This window comes from Occultella aeris (genome assembly GCF_902703175.1).
GTDB lineage: Bacteria > Actinomycetota > Actinomycetes > Actinomycetales > Beutenbergiaceae > Occultella > Occultella aeris.
Genome location: NZ_CACRYJ010000071.1, coordinates 206,921 through 228,886, shown reverse-complemented (window position 1 = coordinate 228,886; position 21,966 = coordinate 206,921). Strand labels below are relative to the sequence as shown.

Annotated in this window: 21 protein-coding genes; 9 read left to right on the top strand and 12 right to left on the bottom strand. The window is 71.9% G+C overall.

Annotation, left to right across the window (positions count from 1 at the left end):
• Window positions 1–42 precede the first annotated feature (42 nt).
• From HALOF300_RS26740 to HALOF300_RS26720, 5 genes are all read left to right on the top strand, one after another.
• Window positions 43–975: a hypothetical protein gene (locus HALOF300_RS26740; RefSeq protein WP_197522865.1), complete on the top strand. Its 933-nt coding sequence runs from the start codon at window positions 43–45 to the stop codon at window positions 973–975.
• Between the two features lie 216 nt (window positions 976–1,191).
• Window positions 1,192–2,046 carry a hypothetical protein gene (locus HALOF300_RS26735; protein ID WP_156743901.1) on the top strand — a complete coding sequence of 285 codons (855 nt, stop codon included), beginning with the start codon at window positions 1,192–1,194 and terminating at the stop codon, window positions 2,044–2,046.
• 112 nt (window positions 2,047–2,158) lie between these two features.
• A complete protein-coding gene (locus tag HALOF300_RS26730; protein WP_231955803.1) occupies window positions 2,159–3,061 on the top strand; it encodes an RNA polymerase sigma-70 factor in 903 nt (300 codons plus the stop codon).
• 153 nt (window positions 3,062–3,214) lie between these two features.
• Complete coding sequence (locus HALOF300_RS26725; protein WP_156743899.1) at window positions 3,215–4,612, top strand: NAD(P)/FAD-dependent oxidoreductase; 1,398 nt, start codon at window positions 3,215–3,217, stop codon at window positions 4,610–4,612.
• A gap of 167 nt (window positions 4,613–4,779) precedes the next feature.
• On the top strand, window positions 4,780–5,550 hold the full coding sequence (locus HALOF300_RS26720) for an SDR family oxidoreductase (protein WP_156743898.1): 771 nt from the start codon (window positions 4,780–4,782) through the stop codon (window positions 5,548–5,550).
• 126 nt (window positions 5,551–5,676) lie between these two features.
• On the opposite strand, the gene HALOF300_RS26715 is transcribed toward HALOF300_RS26720, so the two are convergent.
• From HALOF300_RS26715 to HALOF300_RS26700, 4 genes are all read right to left on the bottom strand, one after another.
• On the bottom strand, window positions 5,677–6,066 hold the full coding sequence (locus HALOF300_RS26715) for a VOC family protein (RefSeq protein WP_156743897.1): 390 nt from the start codon (window positions 6,064–6,066) through the stop codon (window positions 5,677–5,679).
• A gap of 82 nt (window positions 6,067–6,148) precedes the next feature.
• Complete coding sequence (locus HALOF300_RS26710; protein WP_156743896.1) at window positions 6,149–7,276, bottom strand: hypothetical protein; 1,128 nt, start codon at window positions 7,274–7,276, stop codon at window positions 6,149–6,151.
• Window positions 7,277–7,318: 42 nt separating this feature from the next.
• The gene (rlmC, locus tag HALOF300_RS26705; RefSeq protein WP_156743895.1) at window positions 7,319–8,452 is read right to left on the bottom strand and encodes a 23S rRNA (uracil(747)-C(5))-methyltransferase RlmC; all 1,134 of its coding nucleotides are present in this window, start codon (window positions 8,450–8,452) and stop codon (window positions 7,319–7,321) included.
• A gap of 60 nt (window positions 8,453–8,512) precedes the next feature.
• Entirely contained in the window at window positions 8,513–10,201 is a 1,689-nt protein-coding gene (locus tag HALOF300_RS26700) for a leucine-rich repeat domain-containing protein (protein ID WP_156743894.1), read from the bottom strand.
• A gap of 167 nt (window positions 10,202–10,368) precedes the next feature.
• Between HALOF300_RS26700 and HALOF300_RS26695 the strand changes: the two genes are divergently transcribed.
• The 4 genes from HALOF300_RS26695 (at window position 10,369) to HALOF300_RS26680 (ending at window position 17,206) form a co-directional block, all read left to right on the top strand.
• The gene (locus HALOF300_RS26695) at window positions 10,369–13,218 is read left to right on the top strand and encodes a cation-translocating P-type ATPase (RefSeq protein WP_156743893.1); all 2,850 of its coding nucleotides are present in this window, start codon (window positions 10,369–10,371) and stop codon (window positions 13,216–13,218) included.
• Between the two features lie 149 nt (window positions 13,219–13,367).
• The gene (locus HALOF300_RS26690; protein ID WP_156743892.1) at window positions 13,368–16,064 is read left to right on the top strand and encodes an ATP-dependent RNA helicase; all 2,697 of its coding nucleotides are present in this window, start codon (window positions 13,368–13,370) and stop codon (window positions 16,062–16,064) included.
• Between the two features lie 81 nt (window positions 16,065–16,145).
• A complete protein-coding gene (locus HALOF300_RS26685) occupies window positions 16,146–16,745 on the top strand; it encodes a TlpA family protein disulfide reductase (protein ID WP_197522864.1) in 600 nt (199 codons plus the stop codon).
• The gene (locus HALOF300_RS26680) at window positions 16,742–17,206 is read left to right on the top strand and encodes a DUF4395 domain-containing protein (protein WP_156743890.1); all 465 of its coding nucleotides are present in this window, start codon (window positions 16,742–16,744) and stop codon (window positions 17,204–17,206) included. Before HALOF300_RS26685 ends, HALOF300_RS26680 begins: the two co-directional genes overlap by 4 nt.
• An 88-nt stretch (window positions 17,207–17,294) precedes the next feature.
• Here HALOF300_RS26680 and HALOF300_RS26675 read toward each other — a convergent pair whose 3' ends face one another.
• From HALOF300_RS26675 to HALOF300_RS26645, 8 genes are all read right to left on the bottom strand, one after another.
• Window positions 17,295–18,371, bottom strand: a complete 1,077-nt coding sequence (locus tag HALOF300_RS26675) for a DUF932 domain-containing protein (protein WP_156743889.1) — start codon at window positions 18,369–18,371, stop codon at window positions 17,295–17,297.
• A gap of 77 nt (window positions 18,372–18,448) precedes the next feature.
• Window positions 18,449–18,967, bottom strand: coding sequence for a GNAT family N-acetyltransferase (locus HALOF300_RS26670; protein WP_156743888.1), 519 nt, complete (start codon window positions 18,965–18,967; stop codon window positions 18,449–18,451).
• A 117-nt stretch (window positions 18,968–19,084) separates the two neighbouring features.
• Window positions 19,085–19,519, bottom strand: a complete 435-nt coding sequence (locus HALOF300_RS26665; protein WP_156743887.1) for a hypothetical protein — start codon at window positions 19,517–19,519, stop codon at window positions 19,085–19,087.
• Between the two features lie 92 nt (window positions 19,520–19,611).
• Window positions 19,612–19,845, bottom strand: coding sequence for a hypothetical protein (locus tag HALOF300_RS26660; protein ID WP_156743886.1), 234 nt, complete (start codon window positions 19,843–19,845; stop codon window positions 19,612–19,614).
• The gene (locus HALOF300_RS27590) at window positions 19,842–19,976 is read right to left on the bottom strand and encodes a hypothetical protein (protein ID WP_269455334.1); all 135 of its coding nucleotides are present in this window, start codon (window positions 19,974–19,976) and stop codon (window positions 19,842–19,844) included. Before HALOF300_RS27590 ends, HALOF300_RS26660 begins: the two co-directional genes overlap by 4 nt.
• Before the next feature lie 33 nt (window positions 19,977–20,009).
• On the bottom strand, window positions 20,010–21,002 hold the full coding sequence (locus tag HALOF300_RS26655; RefSeq protein WP_156743885.1) for an LLM class F420-dependent oxidoreductase: 993 nt from the start codon (window positions 21,000–21,002) through the stop codon (window positions 20,010–20,012).
• On the bottom strand, window positions 20,999–21,589 hold the full coding sequence (locus HALOF300_RS26650; protein ID WP_156743884.1) for a DUF4126 domain-containing protein: 591 nt from the start codon (window positions 21,587–21,589) through the stop codon (window positions 20,999–21,001). Before HALOF300_RS26650 ends, HALOF300_RS26655 begins: the two co-directional genes overlap by 4 nt.
• Before the next feature lie 4 nt (window positions 21,590–21,593).
• Complete coding sequence (locus HALOF300_RS26645; protein ID WP_156743883.1) at window positions 21,594–21,917, bottom strand: MTH1187 family thiamine-binding protein; 324 nt, start codon at window positions 21,915–21,917, stop codon at window positions 21,594–21,596.
• Between the last annotated feature and the right edge of the window lie 49 nt (window positions 21,918–21,966).

Here is a 21,966-nt window from a genome sequence, read left to right as displayed (position 1 = left end):
GGCTCGATGGTGCAAGAATCCGGACACCGGAGGGAGGACCGGATGCCGGTGGCACGCGACAGGGCCCAGGAGCCGTTGCAGGCGGATGCCTACGAGCTGTACGGCCTTCTGCCGGGCGAGTTCACGGCAGCCCGCAATACACTCGCGGCCACGCTCAAGGCCGACGGCGAAACGGCTCGGGCGGCTGCGGTCAAGGCGCTCCGTAAACCAGGTATGGCGGCCTGGGTCGTGAACACCATGGTGCGGAGCATGGACGAACGGCTCGGGCAGCTCTTCGACCTCGGCGCACAGCTGCGGGAGGCCCAGGACGAGCTGGACGGCGCTCAACTGCGGGCATTGGCGACCAGCCGGCGCCGCCTGGTGGGGGCGGTGGTCCAGGAGGGTCGGTCCCTGTGCCGCTCGCTCGGTCAGCCGGTCAGCGAGGCGGTGGCCACTCAGGTCGAGGGCACGCTGCAGGCGGCCATGGCGGACGCGGACGCGGAGGCCGCCGTACTCGGGGGTCTGCTCGTGGAACCGCTGCTGGTGATCGGGATGGGTCCGGTGGACCTGTCCGGTGCGGTTGCCATCGAAGGTGCCGTGGGGACCAGGAGCGGCACGAAGCATCGCGGCGCGCCGTTGTCCGCAGTCGTCGAGCCCACCGGGTCGGCCGAGCAGGTCTCTGCCCGCCTGCTCGCCGATGCCCGGGAGGAGGCGGCGGAGGCCGAACGGAAACTACGCCGGGCCACCGAGGCACACACCAAGGCCAGCAAGCGTGCGGGCAAGTTGCAAGCACAGGCCCTTCGGGTGCGCTCCCAGGTGGAGGAACTGCGCCGGCAGGCGTTCGAGTTGGAGCACGACCTCGAACAGGTGGAACGGGCTCTGGTCACGGCCGAGTCGGAGCAGGAGGGCGCCGAGGTCGAGCGGGATCGAGCGGACGAGGAGGCGACGATTGCGCGTGCCGAGGTGGAGCGGTTGCGGCGCCGCCGGCGGAGTTGACGGCAGGACGATGTCGCCGGTGTGACCCGCAGCCACCCCTCCCACCGCGTTGCCGCCGCGCCTCGGGAGGTCCGGGTGCCGCCGGTTCCCCGGGTGCAAGCATCAGAACGGTGGCGACGAGCGGGCAGATGTCCCCTGGGAGTGCGCCGGGCTCGCCCATTACCGTGGCCATAGCCGTCGGCGGCCGCGGCGGCAGTGGAGCGGACGGAGTACAGCATGGGAATCCTGGATCGGTTGTTCGGGCGCGACGAGGTCCAGCCCGACCAGCCGACGCAACCCGGCGGCCCCATGGCCGCCGGTGGTCGCCAGTGGTCCGTGCCCGTGTTCCGCAGCTCGAAGGACCCGGACAGCCGCCCCACCGATCCGCAGTACCAGCAGCCGGGCACCGCGCAGCACAGCGCCACCGGCAGCGCCGAGGACCGGCGCGCCATCGAGCGGTACGAGTACCTGCTCCGGACCGCGCCGACAGATCAGATCGAGCTGGCGCACGCCGAAGCGTTCGCCTCCCTGACTCACTCGCAGCGCCAGGAGATCCGGGCGCGCCTGTTCGACGTGGCACCGGCGGCGGACCGACCCGAGGACGATTCGGCGCAGACGCTGGCGCGCTCGGCCACCCGCACCGAACGACGCCAGCCGGGTGCGCTGAGGCGCGCGTTCGACGACCACGGCCAGGGCCTCGGGTCATCGTTGCTGAGTTCGATCGCCGGTGCCTACGTCGGCACGGCCCTGGCACAGGCCATGTTCGGTGTGGTGCTCGACGGCGGAGCACCGGTAGGTGCAGACGGTCCGGGTGCGCAGGGGCGCGCCCTTGCGGGCGTGTACGACCCAGAAGGCGTCGAGGACGGGTTCGAGGCCGGTCTGGTGAACACGGGTGCCGGCGAGGGCATCGGCGCGGGCGCGGACGGCAGGCGGGGCCCGGTCGACGACCAGGGCATGGTCGGCGGCGTGGTCGACCACCAGGGCGCGGTCAACCACGGCGACGCGGTCTACGATGGGACGCACGACGCCATGGGCATCGAACCCGGGCCGGATCTCGGTTACGACGGGATGGACTTCGGGAGCGGCGCCTGACGAGGTGGGTTGCCGGCACGAGGTGGGCTGCCGGCGCGTGGCCGATGCCGATGCCGATCCGGGTGAGGTCGGCCCTCCCCGCGGTCGAGCCGAGGCGCCTATGATCGCTGACGTGTCAACCGACGCTCCCGAGGCGACATCCTCCGATCCACTGAACGAGGCGCTGGACGTCTTCATGGCCGTCCGGCCCCGGCTGTTCGGCATCGCGTACCGCATGCTCGGCAGTGTGAGCGAGGCCGAGGACGTCGTCCAGGAGGCGTGGGTGCGCTGGCAGCGCTACGACCGGGACTCGGTGGAGAACCCGGCAGCGTTCCTCGCCACCACGACGACGCGGCTGGCCATCAACTCGGCCACCTCCGCCCACGCGCGCCGTGAGTCCTACATCGGACCGTGGATGCCGGAGCCCGTCGACACCAGCGCTGACCCGGCCCTCGGTGCCGAGCGGGGGGAGGCACTGGAGTTCGCGATCCTCATGCTGATGGAGCGACTGACTCCCATGGAGCGCGCCGCCTACGTGCTCCGGCAGGCGTTCGACTACCCGTACGAGACCATCGCCACGATCCTCGAGCAGACCCAGGCGAACGTCCGCCAGCACGTCAGCCGGGCCCGCAAGCATCTCGCCGGCGAGCGTCGCGAGCGGGTCGACGCCGACGAGCAGCGGCAGCTCCTGGCCGCGTTCCTCGCCGCAGCCCAGGCGGGGGAGATGGCCGCTCTGGAGGGGCTGTTCGCCGGAGAGGTGGTCAGCACCACCGACGGCGACGGCGTGAAGAACGCGGCGCGCAAACTGATGGTCGGCCGCGAGCAGGTGGCGAGGTTCATCGCGGCGTTCGCACACCACTTCTGGGTCGACACCGAGCAGGAATGGGTCGAGGCCAACGGTGAGCCGGCGATCCTGGTCCGGCGCGACGGTGAGCCGTTGGTGCTGGTGTCCCTGAGCACCGGACCGGACGGCATCGAACAGATCCGTTGGATGATGGCGCCTGCGAAGCTCGAGCGGATCGCCCGGGCGGACTGACCGGTCTCCCACGTCGACTGTGCGCGACGTCACACCACCCTGCACCCGAGATCTGTCACGCCCGGCTCCGCTCCCCGGTCATAGGTAGTGACACCCCGGGAGCGGCGGGCGATCGGCGTCCACCGGCGAGGGTGTGGGAGGCGCGAGAGACAGATGCGCAGAATCGTGATCGTCGGCGGCGGATACGCGGGCTTCTACACCGCGTGGACACTTGAGCGCACGCTCCGGCCGGGCGAGGCCGAGCTGACCGTGATCGACCCCCGGCCCTACATGACCTACCAACCCTTCCTGCCCGAGGTCGCGGCCGGCTCGATCGAGCCACGGCACGCCGTCATCTCGGTCCGCAAGCGGCTGCACCGCACGCGGGTGGTCGCCGGCAGCGTGACGCGGGTCGATCACGCGACCAGGACGGTACAGGTGCACCCCGCCGCCGGCCCCGACCTGGACCTCGGTTACGACGTCATCGCCATCACTGCGGGCGCCGTGACCCGGACCTTCCCGATCCCCGGCCTGGCCGAGCACGCCATCGGGCTCAAGCACGTCGAGGAGGCCATCGCGATCCGCGACCGGTTGCTCGTCGCGTTCGACCAGGCATCCGTGCTGCCACCGGGACCGGAGCGCCGCGCCCTGCTCACCGTCGTTTTCGTCGGTGCCGGCCTCGCCGGGGTGGAGGGCTTCGGCGAACTGCTCTCCCTGTCGACGGCGTTGCTCGCCGACTATCCCGAACTCACCGTTGCCGACCTGGACTTCCGCCTCGTCGAGGCGCAGGGCCGGATCCTGCCCGAGTTCACGGCCGCGACGGCCGAGAAGGTAGCGCAGAGCCTGCGCGACCGCGGCGCGACGCTGCACCTGAACGCCCAGCTGACCTCCGCCGTCGACTCCCGGGTGGAACTGTCCGACGGCACGACCTTCGACGCGAACCTGATCGTGTGGACCGCCGGCAACGGCGCGAACCCCGTGGTCGCGAACCACACGGACCTGCCCGTGGACGCCCGCGGCCGCCTCGTCGTCGGTGCCGACCTGCGGGTGGTGACTTCCGACGGCCCGGTCCCGGACGCCTGGGCGGCCGGTGACGCCGCGGCCGTGCCGGACCTCGCCGTCGACCGGCCGGACGCCTACACCGTGCCGAACGCCCAGCACGCGGTCCGGCAGGGCCGACGCCTCGGCCGCAACATCGCAGCGGTGCTGCGCGGACGTGCCCCCAAGAACTACGAGCACCGCAGCCTCGGCGTGATCGCCACCCTCGGGATCGGGCGTGGAGTGTTCCAGTCCGGGCCGATCACGCTCACCGGATGGCCGGCCTGGCTCATCCATCGCGGCTACCACGTGCTCGCCGTGCCCACGTGGCACCGCAAGTTCCAGGTGCTGGCGATCTGGACGACCGCGCACCTGTTCGGCCGGGATATCGTGTCGCTGCAGTCCGCCATGGACCCCCGGGCCGCGTTCGTCGGCGCGAGTGGCGGTTCGAGCGGCACCGGGAGGCGTACCGAGGACCCCACCGTCGCCAGGATCGAGCCCGAGGACGGGCCACGGCAAGGCGTGGCTGCCTGAGGCCGAGGACAAGGGCCGGTCTGATGCCGAGCACCCCCCACCCCGTGGTGCCCGCGCATCTCTCCGAGAGCGTTTCGCCTCGGGCTGTCACAGGCCGGGGCGCCGCTCGGTCCTAGTTGTTGACCGGGCGGGACGGCCTGCCCGGCAGACCCAGGAAGGCCTTCATCATGAAGATCGTCGTCATCGGCGGGACCGGACTCATCGGCTCCCAGGTGGTCACCCGACTCACCGAGCACGGGCACGAGGCCGTGCCGGCCGCCCCGAACACGGGTGTCAACAGCATCACGGGCGAAGGCGTCATGGAGGCCCTCGCGGGCGCTGACGTGGTGGTGGACGTGTCGAACTCGCCGTCGTTCGCCGACCAGGACGTGCTCGACTTCTTCACCACCTCGACCAACACCCTCATCGCCGCCGCCAAGGAGGCCGGGGTGGGTCACTACGTCGCACTCTCGGTGGTGGGTGCCGACGAGCTGCCGAACAGTGGCTACCTACGGGCGAAGGTCGCCCAGGAGGCGCTCATCGAGAGCTCCGGACTGCCGTACTCGATCGTGCGGGCGACCCAGTTCTTCGAGTTCCTCGCGCGGATCACCGATGAGGCGACCGAGGGCAACCAGGTTCACCTCCCGACCGCCTACTTCCAGCCGATGGCGGCGGCGGACGTCGCCGCGGTGGTCGCCAGGACTGCGGCCGGAGCGCCCCTGAACCGGCGACACGAGGTCGGTGGCCCGGAGCGGTTCCGGATGGCGGACCTGGTCCGAGGTGCCCTGGCCGCGAAGAACGACCCGCGCGAAGTGGTCTCGGACCCGGAGGCGAAGTACTTCGGAACGGCATTGGGTGAGACCTCCCTGGCGGCGACCGCCGAGGACGCCGAAGTCGCACCGACCCACCTGGCGGACTGGTCCGCAGCCCGAGCATCGGCGGGCGCCACCGCGCACTGACGGTCTGCTTGCCACGGCTGCCGGCCCCGGAGCGTGCGTGTTTCGGGGTCGACCGGCCCGTCGCGGCCGAGCACCGGCAACCGGAGAGGCCTGCCGCAGGCCCTCGGGGCACTGACCGGTTTCGCTTCAGGTACGGTCCGCGGCCGTCCCGCTCGCGCCGAGTCGCACGCGGGTGCCGAAGGGATCCGCAACGAGCGAGACCCGCTCGCCCCATGGTTGGTCCGCCGGAGGTTCCAGCACCGGGGCACCGCGCGCCGCCAGGGCTGCGGTCACCGTGTCGACGTCGTCGACGTAGAACCAGAGCACGAACGGTGCCTGCGCGGCAGAACCGCGCGGACCGTCGGCGAGGCCGATCCCGAGTTCGGAGCGGCCGACCTGGAGGGACACGTACACCGGTTCGCCCTGCCCCTCGGGTGGGAACCGGTACGTGAGCCGGCCACCGAGCCCGTCGCGGTAGAAACCGAGCGCGGCACCGATATCCTCGACCTCAAGGATCGCGAACGCGGACTCGATCATGCGTGGGCTCCGATCGGCGAGAGGGCCGCCTCCGTCACGAGGCTACCGCCAGGAGCGGCAACCGGCGAGGGTGGCCGTGCAGTCAGGGCCGGGACGAAACTGTGCCAGGCACCGGATCCGCCGGGCGCGCGGACGCGTCGACGATCCGGATGAACACCATGATCCAGCCGAAGATGATCACGAACGCCGTCAGCTCGAAGGCCGTGAACACGATCGTGCCGAGGAAGAACGCCACCGCCGTCCCGGCGAGCACGGCGACCATCACCGCCGTCACCAGGAAGAACTGGGTCGGCAGCCCGCGCAGCAGGATCGGGGATCCGAGCAGCAGCGCCCCGAACGCGAGCACCAGCCCCCAGGCGAACACGTTGTGCAGGTCCTGACTCACCGGGATCGACACGATTCCGACGCAGGAGAGCATCAGTCCCATCACGACGAAGGCCGCCGCGATCACCCGCGGCGCGAACGCATAGACGAGCACCCCCGCGCGGCACAGCGCCCGCAGGTTCCGGTACAGCGACAGTGCGAAGCTGGTCACCAGCAGCCCGGCGATCGCCAGGGTCATGTTGAACAGCCCGCTGGAACCGTCTCCGAAGCTGCCGAGCTGGCTGAAGTGGTACTCCCACCAGCGTGGATCCTGCGCGGTCGCCATCGACGTGAACGTCCCGATCGTCAGGAACATCACGAGCAGGCTGGCGAGCCGCACGGTCGAGGTGGACAGCACCGACAGGTAGACCCAGTACGCAACGAGCCCGGCCGCGAGGGCGAGCGCGCCGGCGGCCAGGACGGAGCCGAGCGCGAGGCCGCGGAAACTCTGCTGCAGCAGGGCGAACGCGCCGATGGTGAGCAGGCCCGCGATGGCCGTGTGCACCAGCACCACACCGAGCACGTCGAGCACCTTCAACCACGGCCGCAGGGTGTGCCGCCATTGCCGCCCGGGCAGGTTCCAGGATCGCAGGTACCCCGTGACACCCGCGGCGGCGGCCATCACTGCGCACACCGCTAGCGCCACGATGCCGATCGAGGTCTCGCCCCAGAGCGGGGTCGCCCTGCCGTGGAAGACGATCAGCCCTGTGATCGCCGCGATGGTGGCGGCGACGACCGCCGCGATCAGGGCCTCGGTCTCGCCCCGGAGGTACCGGACGTGGTCGGGCTCGATGCCCGACGGCGTCGGCTCGCCGGTCGAGGCCCGTCCGGGCGCTGGGGTGCTCACCCGAGCATCATGTCAAACGCCTCGGACGCGACGCGGGCCCGGTCAGTCCCGGCGGAGCTCGACCAGGACCTCGTAGTGGTCGGTCTGCGGGAACATGTCGAGCAGGCGCGCACGCCGAGGGCGAAGCGACGGCATCGCGGCGAGGTCGCGGGCGAGGGACTCGGCACGACAGCTCGAGTAGAGCACGCTTCGGACCCCTGACGACTCGAGCCAGCCGGCGAGCTCGGGTCCGATCCCGCGGCGGGGCGGGTTCACGATGACCAGGTCGGGCACGTCCCGCGTGGAGGCGGCGGACCCGAATGCGAACTTGCCCGCGTCCCCGACGACGAACTCCACCTCGGTCACACTCGCTTCGGCCGCGCTGCGCCGGGCGCTGGCGATGGCCTCGGAGGAGGTCTCCACCCCGATCACCGACCGACCAGGACCGGCGGCGTGCAGGGCGAAGCCACCGACGCCGCAGTACAGGTCCCACACCGACTCCGGCGCGATCTGGTCCAGCCACTGCGTGGCCTGGCGATACAGGGCTGCCGCCACGGCGGTGTTCGTCTGGAAGAAGCTGCGCGGGCGCAGGTGCAGCCCGAACCCGTTGACGCGCATCGGCAGGGACTCCTGCTCGGTCAGGACGATCTCCTCCGAGCCCTCGAGCACGGCCTTGTGCTCGGGATGGATGTTCGCCGAGACCACCGCCAGCGTCGGCAGCTGCTCCCGCAGCCAGGGCAGTTCGGCGCGGATGCGCCGCAGTAGCTCAGCGGTGCGGACCACGAAGCGGACCATCAGTTCACCGTCTGGCGAGGCGGTGACGATCACGTACTTGAGCTGACCGCGCCGGCCCGGCACGTCGTAGGGTTCCAGGCCGGCCCGGGTGATGAACGCGGCGAGCGGCGCGAAGGTCGCGGCCAGGTTCACCGGGTAGAGGCCGCAGTCCGAGAGGTCCACCCCGTGCCCGGCGCGGTCCAGGATGCCAAGGGTCGGCGCCGCGACGGTGCCGCCGACCACCATCTTCGCCTTGTTCCGGAAGCCCGACTCCGCGCTGCGCACCGGCTCGGACCAGGCCATCGGGAAGTCCGCGAGCACGTCGCGGCAGTGGGCCTGCTTGTCCGCGAGCTGGATGCCGTAGTCCTGGCCCATGAGGGTGCAGGAGCGGCACCGGCCGGCGTCGAAGTAGGAGCACTGCATCAGGAGACCAAGCCTACGGCCGGGCGGACCTGCGCCGGGCCGGCCGCGCACCTTGCGGAACTAGGCGAGTCCGCCGACGTACACCCCGGCGGTGCGGAGCTCGGCGATCCCGGGCAGGCCCGGCCGCACACCCGTCAGGTCGACGCCGGTCAGCACCGGGAGGGTGGTCAGCGGCCGGACGTCGGTGAGGGGGTTCTCGCCGAGCCACAGTTCGGTCAGGGTCGGGAACGCGGGGATCGCGGTCAGGTCCGAGATCTGGTTCCCGGTGACGTCCAGCGTCCACAGTTGGGGGAGCGGTCCCAACGCGCCGAGGTCCGTGACGGCATTGCGGGACAGGTCAAGACCGGTGAGATAGTCGTGGCCGGCGAGCGGGCCGACGTCGGCGATCGCGTTGTCGCCGAGGTCCACCTCGTTCAGGTTGCCCATCGAAGCAAGCGGCCCGATGTCGCTGATGCCGGTGCCGCGCAGGCCGAGGTAGGCGAGCGTGCCCTGCCCCGCCAGCGGCTCGAGGTCGACCACCTGGGTTCCCGAGGCCCCGAGATTCGTCAGGGACGTCAGGCCCGCCAGCGGCGAGAGGTCGCTGACCGGGTTGTCGGTGATCACGACACCCCACAGGTTCAGACCGGCCAGCGGTGTCAGGTCGGTGACGGTGTTGCCGGTGACGTCCAGGCTGGACAGCTCGGTCAGTCGGTCGAGCCCGGACAGGTCGCTGATCGCGGCCCGGGCCGTCGTGGGATCGGGCGTCGCGGTGTCGGGCCCGGAGGCACCCGGGAACCCGGGTCCGCGGCACTCCAGCGAGAGGACGTCAGCCAGGTCCGCGGCACTGACCCTGGCGCCGGGGTCGCGCACTCCCATGGTCTGCGCCACGCACGCCGCCAATGCCGGGTCGGGGAACACCTCGGCGAGGACGAGCCGGTCCCCGCGGTCGGTCCAGAGCGCGACCGCGCCCCCGGCCACGAGCACGACGGCCACCCCGGCTGCGACGATCCGGGCACGGGGGTGCGGACGCGGCTCGGCCCAGCCGGATGGCGGGCTGGGTTCGATCACTCGAGGTTCGGTCACTCGGGTTCGGTCTGCCCGGGGTTCGTCTGCGCGGGTATCACTGACGTGCGCGTCGGTGGCCGGCACCGGGACGGACCGTGCCCGGGTCACTCCCGCGACCCAGGGCACGCCCAGCGCGAGCAGCCCGGCGACGGCGATCACGACCGCCGTGACCAGGCCGGTGGCGTCCGTGAGCAACGGCATGCCGGCCCGGACCCGCCAGATCGAAGCCGCCGCGAACGAGGCGGCGAACCACAGCGCGGTCAGCGCCAGCACCCCGGCGCCCGCGCGCACCCAGACGCGTTCCCGGCGGGCCACGCCGACGGCCGTGGCCGCCCACGCCACGGCCACCCCGACCAGGCCGAGGGGCGCCGTCGCCGTCGTGGCTCGGGCCAGCAGGCGCCAGTCCCCGGTCGCAAGCCGAAGACCGAGGAAGCCGTCCGTCGCCGCGAGCAACAGCCCGGTCCCGGCCAGCACGATGCCGGCCGCGAGGAGCAGCGACGTGGAAGCACCCGGTGCCCGCCCGCGTGAGACGGTGCGCGCCGCGGCAGCCAGAACGAGCGGGGACAGGCCGATCGCGGCGATCAGCAGCAACTGCGGGACAGCGGCGGTGATCGGCGCGCTGGCTGCGAGGCGGAGCACGGACAGGATCACGGCGAGTACGGCCACCAGGCCGGCCGCCACCCACCAGGTCGTCTTCAGGGGCACGCCGACACGCTAGCCGTTCGATGTGGAGGTCCGGTGTGCGGCCTGGCGCCGGCTCGGGGAACTCGCATGAGCATTCAACAGCCGTTCGGACGTTGGTCCTATGGCGTTCCGGGTGCTGCCTGGGAAACTGGTCCGGGAACGGTTGCGGCCCGAACGAGGGGAACACCATGCAGGCGGAGAGTCCGAGCCACAGCGACACGGGGCGAGCGACCGTTCCGGGGCAGCGAGGTCCCGGCCCGGATCCGTCGCTCACCGATGCGGTCGCGGTCGCTGAGACGTTGGACGTGGACCCCGCCCTCGGGCTTACCAGCGCCGAAGCCGCACGCCGGCTCGCGGCGGACGGGCCGAACGAGCTCCGGTCGGCGCCGGCGGTCCCGTTGTGGCGGAAGGTCCTGGCCCAGTTCCAGGATCCGCTGATCTACCTGCTGCTCGTCGCGGTCGTCATCTCCCTGGTGGCGTGGGTGGTGGAGGGCGCGCATGGCCTGCCGATCGACTCGATCGTGATCACTGCCGTCGTGGTGCTGAACGCGGTCCTGGGTTTCGTCCAGGAGAACAAGGCCGAGAACGCCGTCGCCGCCCTCGCGCAGATGACCGCGGCCGCCTCGACGGTGCTCCGGGACGGTGAGCTGCAGTCCGTGCCGTCCGCCGAGCTGGTCCGCGGGGATGTGCTCGTGCTCGGCGAGGGCGACTCGGTCGGCGCCGATGCCAGACTGCTGCGGGCGAGCGCGCTGCGGATCGCCGAGGCGTCCCTGACCGGGGAGAGCGAGGCGGTCCTGAAGGACCCGGCCGTGCTGCCGGAGCCTGCGCCGCTCGGGGACCGGCTGAACATGGTGTTCAAGGGCACCGCCGTCGCGCAGGGGACCGGCCGGGCAGTCGTCACCGGCACCGCGATGGACACCGAGATGGGCTCTATCGCGCAGATGCTCGACGCGACGGTCGAGGAGGCCAGCCCGCTCGAGAAGGACCTGAACGGGGTGTCCCGACTACTCGGCCTCACCGTGATCATCATCGCGATCGTGGTCATGGTGGTCACGGCCGTCGTGAACCAGGTCAGCACTCCCAGCGAGTTCGTGACGGTGCTGCTGCTCGGTGTCTCGCTGGCGGTGGCCGCGGTGCCCGAAGGGCTCCCGGCGATCCTGTCCGTGGTGCTCGCCATCGGGGTGCAGCGGATGGCGCGCCAGAACGCCGTCGTGAAGCGGCTGCACTCGGTGGAGACGCTCGGATCCGCATCCGTGATCGCCTCGGACAAGACCGGCACGCTCACGAAGAACGAGATGACGGTCGAGCGGGTGGTCACCGCCTCGGGTCGGGTCGAGCTGACCGGCGTCGGTTACGCGCCGGTCGGTGAGGCCCTCACCGAGGGTCTCCCCGTGACCGACCCAGCCCTGCTGCACGAGGCCCGCATGGTGCTGGGCGGCGGGTCGCTGTCCAACGACGCGCAGCTGACCGAGACCGGCGGCACCTGGCAGATCCAGGGTGACCCGACGGAGGCCGCCTTCCTCGTGGCCGCCTACAAGCTCGAGGGCACCAGGGACGTCGTCGCCGAGTTCCAGCGCGAGGCCGAGGTGCCGTTCACCTCCGAGCGCAAGCGGATGACCACCCAACAGTTCCGTGCGTCCGAGGACGCGCGCGGCATCGTCACCAAGGGTGCCCCCGACGTGCTCCTGGGCCTGTGCAACCGGGTCCAGGTGGGCGAGGACGTCATCGAACTGACGGCGCAGCGCCGGGCCCAGGCGCTGGCCGACGTGGAGGAGCTATCCGCCGCGGCCCTGCGGACCCTTGGTGTCGCGTACCGACGGCTCGACGAGAAGGATGACGACATCCTCGACGAGAGCGACGAGCGGGACCTGATCTACCTCGGCGTGGTCGGCATCATCGACCCACCCCGACCGGAGGCCGCGGTGGCCGTGGCGCAGGCGCACCGCGCGGGGATCCGGACGATCATGATCACCGGGGACCACCCGAGCACGGCGGCCCGGATCGCCGCCGATCTCGGCATCGTCTCCAGCGGGGCGCGGGCCGTCACCGGGAGCGAGCTGGACGAGCTCGACGACGAAGGACTGCGGGACGTCACCCGCGAGGTCAGCGTGTACGCGCGGGTCGCGCCGAAGAACAAGAACGACATCGTCGACGCGCTCCAGGCGGATGGCCAGGTGGTCGCCATGACCGGAGACGGGGTCAACGACGCGCCCGCCCTGAAGTCGGCGGACATCGGCATCGCGATGGGGATCACCGGGACGGAGGTCACGAAGGAGGCGAGCAAGATGATCCTCGGTGACGACAACTTCGCCACGATCGTCTCCGCGGTGCGCCAGGGCCGGGTCATCTTCGAGAACATCAAGAAGTTCCTGCGCTACCTGCTCTCGTCCAACATGGGAGAGGTGTTCACCGTCTTCGGTGGGGTGGTGCTCGCGGGTGTCATCGGCCTGGCGGACGCCTCCACCGACGCGGTCGTGGTGCCGCTGCTCGCGACCCAGATCCTCTGGATCAACCTGGTCACCGACTCCGGCCCGGCGTTGGCGATGGGCGTGGATCCCGAGGTGGACGACGTGATGGCGCGACGGCCCCGGCCGCTCACCGAGAGGATCATCGACTCGCGGATGTGGATCGGCATCCTCAGCATCGGGCTCGTGATGGGCCTGATCACGCTGCTCACGATCGACATCTTCCTGCCCGGGGGCATGATCGCGGGCGGCGAGGATTCCCTGGAGGTGGCCAGGACCGCCGGCTTCACCACCCTGGTGCTCGCCCAGTTGTTCAACGCGTTCAACTCCCGGTCCGAGACCACGAGCGCGTTCTCCCATGCGTTCACGAACAGGTGGCTGTGGGGGGCTGTGCTACTTGCGATCGTGCTGCAGCTGGCGATCGTGGAGATCCCGTTCCTGCAGGTGGCCTTCGGCACGGCGTCGCTCGACCTTGCGCACTGGCTGGTCTGCCTGGCGATGGCGTCGTCGGTGCTCTGGTTCGACGAGATCCGCAAGGTGGTGCTGCGGGCGAGGGACACCCGCAAGGCCTGACGGCGGTGGGGAAGCTGCCGACGGCGGTGGGTGCGGCTGAGTGCGGTCGACGGCGGTGGGCCGGGTGCGCCTGACTGGGTTGGCCGGGTGCTGCCGACGGCGGTCGGCGGGGCGAGGGCTGCACCGTCCCGGCTGGCAGACTGCGGGACGTGCCCACGGACCCGATCGCCCGGTTGCTGGCCGCGCCGCCGGACTACCCGGTCGTGGCCGGGCTGCCCGACGTGGTCGCCGCCGCCCGCCGCCGGGGCGTCGCCGTCGTGCAGGCGCCGCCCGGGACGGGCAAGACCACGCTCGTCCCGCCGGCGCTGGCGGCGGCCGTTCCGGGCCGGATCGTGGTCACCCAGCCCCGTCGGATCGCGGCGCGGGCGGCGGCGCGCCGGTTGGCCGGCCTGCTCGGCGAGGGTCTCGGCCAGACCGTCGGGTACAGCGTGCGCGGCGATCGGCGCGTCGGCCCGAGCACCCGGATCGAGTTCGTCACCACGGGCCTGCTGTTGCGCCGCCTGCAGGCCGACCCCGACCTACCCGGCGTCGGCGCCGTCATCCTCGACGAGGTCCACGAACGGCAGCTCGACGCGGACCTGACCCTGGCCCTGTGCGTGGACGTGCGCACGAACCTGCGCGAGGATCTGCCCGTGATCGCCATGTCCGCCACCGTGGCGGCCGAACACACCGCGCAAGCCCTCGGCAGCGCCGACCCCGCCGGCCCGGCACCGGTGATCACAGTGCCCGGCATCCTGCACCCCGTCACGGAGCTTTGGAGGCCGCCACCCACACGGGTGGCCCGCACGGACGAGCGGGGCATCACCCGGCCGTTCCTCGAGCACGTGGCCGCCACCGCCCGCGCGGCCCTGGCGGACACCGACGGCGACGTCCTGGTGTTCGTGCCCGGCGCCTACGAGGTGGACACGGTCTGTCGATCGCTCACCGCTGGCGGCGGCCTCGGGGCCGACGTACGCCCCCTGCACGGCCGCCTCTCGAGCGAGCAGCAGGACCTCGCCCTCAACCCAGGCCCGCGACGCCGGGTCGTGGTGTCGACGGCGGTGGCCGAGTCCTCGTTGACGGTCCCCGGGGTGCGGGTGGTCGTCGACGCGGGCTTCGCCCGCAGGCCGCGCACCGACCATCGGCGTGGACTGGCCGGACTGGTGACCACGTGGGCCAGTCGTGCGGAGACCGAGCAACGCGCCGGCCGCGCCGGGCGGGAGGGACCGGGCGCGGTGTACCGGTGCTGGTCCCAAGGCGATCATGCCCGGCTGGATGCGCACCCGGTGCCGGAGATCCGGACCGCTGACCTGACCGCGTTCGCACTGGAGCTCGCCTGCTGGGGCAGCCCCGACGGGGCGGGCCTCGCCCTCCTCGACGCCCCACCGCCGACTGCCTTGGCGGCCGCGCGCGAGACCCTCACCGGGCTCGGCGCACTGGGCGCCGACGGGCGGCTCACCCAGCGCGGGCGGGCCATCGCAGCGGTCGGCACCGACCCCCGCCTGGCGCGCGCGCTCCTCGATGCCACCCCTGCCGTCGGCGCACGCCGCGCCGCGGAGGTGGTGGCCCTGCTCGCCGAGGACGTGCGCGCTCCGGGCGGTGACCTCGTCGCCGCGCTGCGTGCGCTTCGGCGCGGTGGCCCGGCCGCGCGCGCCTGGCGGGACCAGGCGGACCGGCTCGCTCGGCAGGTCGGAAGGCGCAACCCGAAGCCGGCCACCCGGCCGACCGCCGCCGGCGAGACGCACGAGCCCGCACGAGGTGGTGGCATCACCGAGGCTCCCGGCCATGGCGCCGCGGGCACGGGCGGCACGCCAAGTGGCGCCGTCGAGCGGGCCAGGCTCGCGCTGGGTGCTGACCTCGCCCTGGGAGACGACCTCGCCCTCGGAGACGACCCCGCCCTTGGAGACGACCTCGCCGTCGGGCTCGTGGTCGCACTGGCCCACCCGGACCGGATCGCCCGACGCCGCCCGAGTTCGACCGCCTACCTGATGGCGTCCGGCACCGGCGCGAGCCTCCCGGACGGTGCACTGGCCGGCCTCGAGTGGCTGGCGGTGGCCGACGCGGACCGGGTACCGGGGCGGCGGGACGCCATCATCCGATCCGCGGCACCGCTGGCGGCGGACCTGGCTCGCCTGGCCGCGCCGGCACTGCTCCGCTCGCAGACGCGGGTGACGTGGGAGCGCGGCCGGGTCGTAGCCCGGCGGGGGGAGTGGCTCGGCGCCATCGAGCTCACCTCGGCGCCGGTGCCCGACCCGCCTTCCGAGCTCGTGCGCGCCGCGGTACGGGAGGGCATCGCTGCCGAAGGGCTCAGCGTGTTGCGCTGGACGGACGCGGGCCATGCCCTGCGGGCCAGGCTCCGGTTCCTCCGAGCCGCGATGGGGGAGCAGTGGCCGGACGTCAGCGACGAGGCGCTGCTGCGCGACCTGGACACCTGGCTCGGCCCCGATCTGGACCGGGTCCGCGGTACCGGTGCCTTGGCCCGGATCGACACTCTGTCGGCGCTGCGGCGGCTGCTCCCGTGGCCGGAGGCGACGCACCTTCAGGAATGGGCGCCCGAGCGGGTCAGGGTCCCGAGTGGCTCATCGATCCGGGTGGACTACTCGGCCGAGCAACCGGTCGTCGCGGTGAAACTGCAGGAGGCCTTCGGTTGGCGGCCGCCGCGGCTCGCCGGGGGACGGGTCGGACTCCTCGTACACCTGCTCTCGCCGGCCGGACGGCCGGCTGCCATCACCGGGGACCTCGACTCGTTCTGGGACACGGGGTACCCGCAGGTGCGCGCGGACCTGCGCGGCCGCTATCCCAGGCACGCCTGGCCCGAGGACCCTCGCACGGCGACGGCACACCGGGGGACCGCACGGCGCTCCTAGCCGCACCGGCATCCTGTCCACGATCCGGACAGAATCGGAGCCCTCACTCGTGTGCAGACGGACCGTTCTAGGCTCGACGGCGTGAGCCAGGACCTGCTGCTGCGTGCCGGCGCCATCGTGGTGCTGCTCGCGGTCGCGAGCGTCGGCTGGTGGCTCGCCACCCGCAGGCGCGGCGAACTCCGACCCATACCCGCGGTCCGTTCCGCCACGCGCGGTAGCAACGAGCGACGCGGCCGGGGCACGAACGGGGGAGAGCAGACCCTGGCCCGGGTCCGTGAGGTCGTCGCCCTGCCGCCTGGCACCGGCGCCACGGTGGTGCAGGTCTCCTCCGAGTACTGCAGCCCGTGCCGTCGCAGCGCCGGGTTGTGGTCGGAGTTGGCTGCCTCGGAGCCCGCACTCGCCTTCGTCGAGGTCGACGGCGGCGACCACATCGACCTGACCCGCCGGTTCGCGGTCCTGAGCACGCCGACGTCGTTGCTGTTCGACTCGTCCGGCGTGTTCGTCGGCCGGATCGGCGGCGCGCCCACCCGCGCCCAGGCGGCCCGCGCCCTCCAGGGCCTCCTCGGGGAGAACTCCGGCGAGGGCGCATCCGTCAACGCCCGCCCGAGCGCAGGCACCACCCGCCCGAGCGCGGGCACCACATCCCCCATTGCCACTGACCAGATCGGAGCACCTCGATGACGACTGCCCCCGACGCCACCGAACGAGCCGCGGGGATCGACCCGCGCGGACCCAGGTTCGGCGCCGCCCTCACTGCCATCCTCCTGATCGCCACCATCCTCGCCGGCGACTCGCCGGCGGGACTGATCCTGCTGGCCGTCGTCGTCGCATCCTTCGCGCTCGGCGTCACCCGCGGGGTCCAGGGCACCTGGCAGGGCCTGCTGTACGCGTCGCTCGTGCGCCCCCGCCTGGCCGCGCCGACCGAGCGTGAGGACCCCGCGCCACCGCGCTTCGCCCAGCTCGTCGGCCTCATCATCACCGGGGTCGGCCTCGTCCTCGGGCTGATCGGCGTCGGCTGGGCAGTCACCGTGTTCGCGGCCGTGGCGCTCGTCGCGGCGTTCCTGAACGCGGCGTTCGGGCTCTGCCTCGGCTGCGAGATGTACCTGCTCGGGCGGCGACTGCGCCCCAGCCGGACGGCCTGAGTCGTGTACCGCAGGTCACGATGTCGCGCCGCGCCACGGGCACACCAGCACACGCGCCGGGCGGGCACCCAGCCGCCCTGCCCGGGGCTCAGGACCCCTGCAACACCCCCTCGAGCGTGCGCCATGCGCGCACATCGAGCTCCTCGAACGCACCATTGACCATCTTGCGCATGTTGGACTGCAGCCGGTTCGCGCCGGGTGCGAGTGCGCGCACATGGTGCTCGTGGGTGTTCACCGCCGCAACGACGGCGTGCGCGGTGCCGCGCCACGGCGCCGCACGCTCGTCGGTCCGGTACAGGTCGTCCAGCTCGCTGCGGCGGCGGTCGACGACGGCCTTGCGTGACCCGGTCAGCTTCTCGCCGCTCTGCGGATCCGTGGCCGGTACCCACACGTCCAGGAACCCCGACCACTGCGCCTCGGAGACCGGCACGGCGCACAAGCGGGCGACCTCCGCGGCGAACGCGTCCGCGGTCGTGTAGACCACCTCGAGCGCCTGCCGGGCGCTCAACAGACCGAGCTTCTCGTAGCGGGAGTGCCGGAACTTCGCCTGAGGTCCACGCTCGGCCAGCGCGACGTTGCGGGTGTTGTCGCACACGACGTCGGTGACCGTGCGCTTGTAGGTCGTGGCGAGCGTGCCGTCCAGGGTGGTGGTGGCGAGCAGGTTCGGCCGGAACTCCACGCCCTCCGGCGTTCGGAGGGCGTCCGGCACGGAGACCTCCACCCAGGCGACGGCGCCCTCCCGCAGGACGCCGGCGGACGCGATGGAGAGGTCGTCGTCGAGGATGTGCTCGACGTTCTCGAGCAGCCACTCCCCGTACTGATGGGGGACGTAGTCGGCGGAGAACACCCCGAACACGGTGCCCTCGTGATCCTCCTCCCGCACGATCGCGCGCCGCCGGGGGTCCACGACCCACCGGACCGGGTTGCCCGCCGCGTCCCGGTGAGTGGCCTCCGCCTCGGTCGCCGGGCGTTCGACCGCGACCGGGCGGGCCGCGGCGCGCCAGTTGAACAGGCGCTCACGGACATCGGCGACCGGGATCGCACCGGGGTAATGGTTGGGACGCTCGCCCTGGAACTCGGACTTGTAGTGCCACGCTCGACCGCGCCGGTCGGTATGACCGATCAGCGTGTTCGTGTTGAGGGTGGCCAAGGACTCCTTGGACATGATGTGCCTCCTTCAGGCTGTGGAGTCCTAGACAACCCCGGACCTCGGACACCTCGTCCGGACCCTGTGGACAACCCCTACACCGCGGTCAGGACGCGCTCGAACCGGCGCACCGGTGCCCAGCCACTGGTCGGCCCGAAGTCGGTGATACCGCGTTCGGTGAAGCCGTGCTCACGGTAGTAGCGGCGCAGCCGGGCATTCGTGGCCACGCAGTCCAGGCGCGCCGCCGGCAACCCGTGCGACGCGCTCATGCGGCAGAACCAGTCGAGGATCTGCCCGCCGAGGTCCTCGCCCGCAGCCGTGCGCGCGACCATCAGGCCGTGCAGGTACCCCGCGGATCCCTCGCCGCCGAGCTCGGGTCCCCAGGTGTGCTCGTCGCGGGTCAGCAGCCGCGCCGTCGCGACGAGGCTCTCACCGCGGCGCAGCACGTACCACTCACCGGCCGCGACCTGGCGCTCCACCACGAACGGGGCGACCTCGCCGACGCGCCACTGGGTCACCCCGATGGACTCCTGCCAAGCGGCGAGATCATCGCGCAGCGCGACGATATCGGAGGCATCGGTGGAGTCCCGGGCGAGCGTCATCTCCTCGTGCACGCCGCCGAGGTTAGCGGCATGGCGGGGCCCGCCGGACGCACCGTCGAGGTGTGCCCGGCCGCAGGCGCAACTCAGGACGCGCCGCGCCCGCCGTCCGAGCCCGGTCCGGCTGGCTCGTCACCGTCGGGGGGGGCCGTTCGCCTCCGGTTCCGCGGCGGGCTCCGGCGGCTCGGTCGCGGCGGGCTCGGTCCGCGACGAGTACCACGACGACCCCGGTGCGGGGGAGGGCGGATAGTGCGCGTCGACACCGTGGGCCGGAGTCGGCTCGCGCGCGTAGTCCGGCGGCCGGTAGGCCGGGTCGGCCAGGGTGTGGTCGGGCGCGTCCGCCTCCGGGTTGACCGGGTAGGGGCTGGTCGCGTAGTCCGTCCAGGGCGAAGATCCCGATGCCGTCCTGACCTCTCGCTCCGGCGCCGGCTCGTCGCTGTGCTCGGCCGGCTGCACGCCCGACGGCGGTGGGCTGGCCGGGTAGGCGGTGCCGACCTCGCCGTCGGTCGCCTCGGCCGGGCCATCCCGTCGGCCGTCGGCGCGGTGGCGGTGATCGCGATCGGTCACGGGTTACCTCCGAGGTGGGACGGCTACGGCCTGTCCAGCGTGGGACGTCGCCGCCGGTGAGTCAAGCATCGGCGGACGACGACCACGCAACGTCACTTGCGCCGTCGACCGTTCCACCAGGCGGCCACGAACGGCCAGGAGAACGCGATCGCCGCGCACATCGCGATGCTGCCGCCCCAGCCGAGGCCGAGCCGGCGAGCGACGACGTTCAGCACGATGATGATGACCACCGTGACGATCATCTGCTGCATGCCCAGGTGCCAGAGCTTGCGCGAGCGTGCCATCCTTGGCGGCGCGTCCTCGCGCGGGGGACCGGGTGTGCTCACGCGTCGTCGCTCCTGGCGGCGTCGGCCACTTCTTCCTCAGGGCGAGGCGGGATGGTCTCGTCCGCTTCGAGAAGGTGGATCTCGTGGGCGCCGACCGGGGCGTCGTCGCCCTCGGTTGGTGTGACAGACATGGTGTCCTCCTTCGGATCACGCTTCTGACAGGTTCAGGACAGGTGCGGGATGACTTCGCGCTCGAACAACTCGATCCCGGAACGATCGTATGCCGCCTCGGGGAAGTAGAAGATCGCATACGTGAGCCCGGCGGCCTTCATGGCCGTGAGCCGCTCGACGATCTGCTCCGGTGTACCGACCGCCAGCGAGGCATCGTTGCGGTAGCCGCCGACCATGTTCTCGGTGCGCTCGGCGCCGAGGTGGGGCAGGGATCGTTCGGCCAGGATCCGCAGGCGGTCGTCCACCTCGGCCTGCGTGGTCCCGATCGCGACGTTGTAGTCGGCCGAGCGGGTGATCGCGCCGAAGTCGGTGCCGACGTCGGCGCAGTGACCGGCCAGCACCTTGCTCTTGTGGACGAACCCGTCCGGGCTTCCGTCGAAGTTCGTGTGCGTGGCGTATTTCGCGGCGATCCGCAGCGTGACCTTCTCCCCGCCACCTGCGATCCAGAGCGGCAGGCCACCATCCTGCAGGGGCAGCGGGCGCACGATCGCGCCGTCCACCTGGTAGTACTTGCCGTCGAGCGTCGCGACGCCCTCGGTCCAGGCCTGTCGCATGATCTGGACGCCCTCGTCCAGCATGCCGAGTCGCACCCCGGGACGCGGGAAGCCGTGTCCGTAGGCGCGCCACTCGTGCTCGTACCAGCCGCCGCCGATGCCCATCTGGGCGCGACCACCCGAGATCACGTCGACGGTCGCCGCCACCTTGGCCAGGTGCGCGGGGTTGCGGTAGGACATGCAGGTGCACATCTGCCCGAGTTTGACGCGGGACGTGCTTGCCGCGAAGGCCGCCATCAGCGTCCAGGCCTCATGGGTGGCCTCGGCACTCGGGACCGGGGTGGTGTGGTAGTGGTCGTACACCCAGATCGAGTCCCAGGCGCCGGCGTCGGCGTGCTGCGCGAGACCGTTCATCACCGCCCAGTGTTCGCTCGGTTCGATACCGGTGAGGTCGAAGCGCCAGCCCTGCGGGATGAAGAGTCCGAATTTCATGTGCTCAAACTACGGCGTCTGCGGCGCTGCGAGCGCATCCGTATCACCACGACGACCAGCATCGCGATGAAGACGAGCACGAGCACAGGGACCAGGATGGCCAGGATGGTCAGGGTCACCGACGAGACGTCCTCCACGGTGGAGGCGACCGGAGCTCCGACGCCGGCCGTGGACAGGTTGACCACCGACCGGGCACCGGCCTTGGCGACGTGCGTGGTGAGCGCGAGGAACAGGCCGACGATGAACGCGATCCCGGCCTCGCTGGTGAAGAACGAGGCAGGGTCGGTCACCGCGGGAGTGACGGAGCCCGTGCCGGCCGCGAAGACGATGCCACCCGCCGTCGGGCGGATGAAGGTCTGCAGCACGTCGTTGACGTGATCGACGGCGGGGATCTTGTCCGCGACCACCTCGATGACCAGGAGGACGCCGAGGACGACAAGGACCCAGTCGTCCCCGAGCCATGCCCAGGCCGCGGGCAGTTCGAGGATGTCGGTGAACCGTGCCAGGAGGCCCATCACCAGGAGTGGGATGTAGGCGTTCAGGCCGGCCGCGAACGCCAGTCCGCTCCCGGTGAGGACCTCGAGCACGGCGTCAGGCCTCGGACCCGGTCTCGGCCCCGGACCGGCGCCGCAGCTGCTCGTCGACCCGGTCCACCTTTCCCGTGAGCTCCCCGGTGTGGCCCGGTCGGATGTCCGCCTTCATTACCAGGGAGATCCGGTTGCCGTGGGCAGCGACCGCCTCGGTGGCGCGCTTGACGACGTCGAACACCTCGTCCCAGTCGCCCTCGATCGTGGTGAACATCGCGTCGGTCCGATGGGGCAGCCCGGAGGAGCGGACCACGGCAACCGCGTCGGCGACGGCGGCTGTGACGGACTCCCCGGAACCGAGCGGGGCGACGGAGAAGGCGAGCAGCATGCCTGAAGTGTCCCACCAGACCGACGCACACGGCGGAGACGGGCCGCGG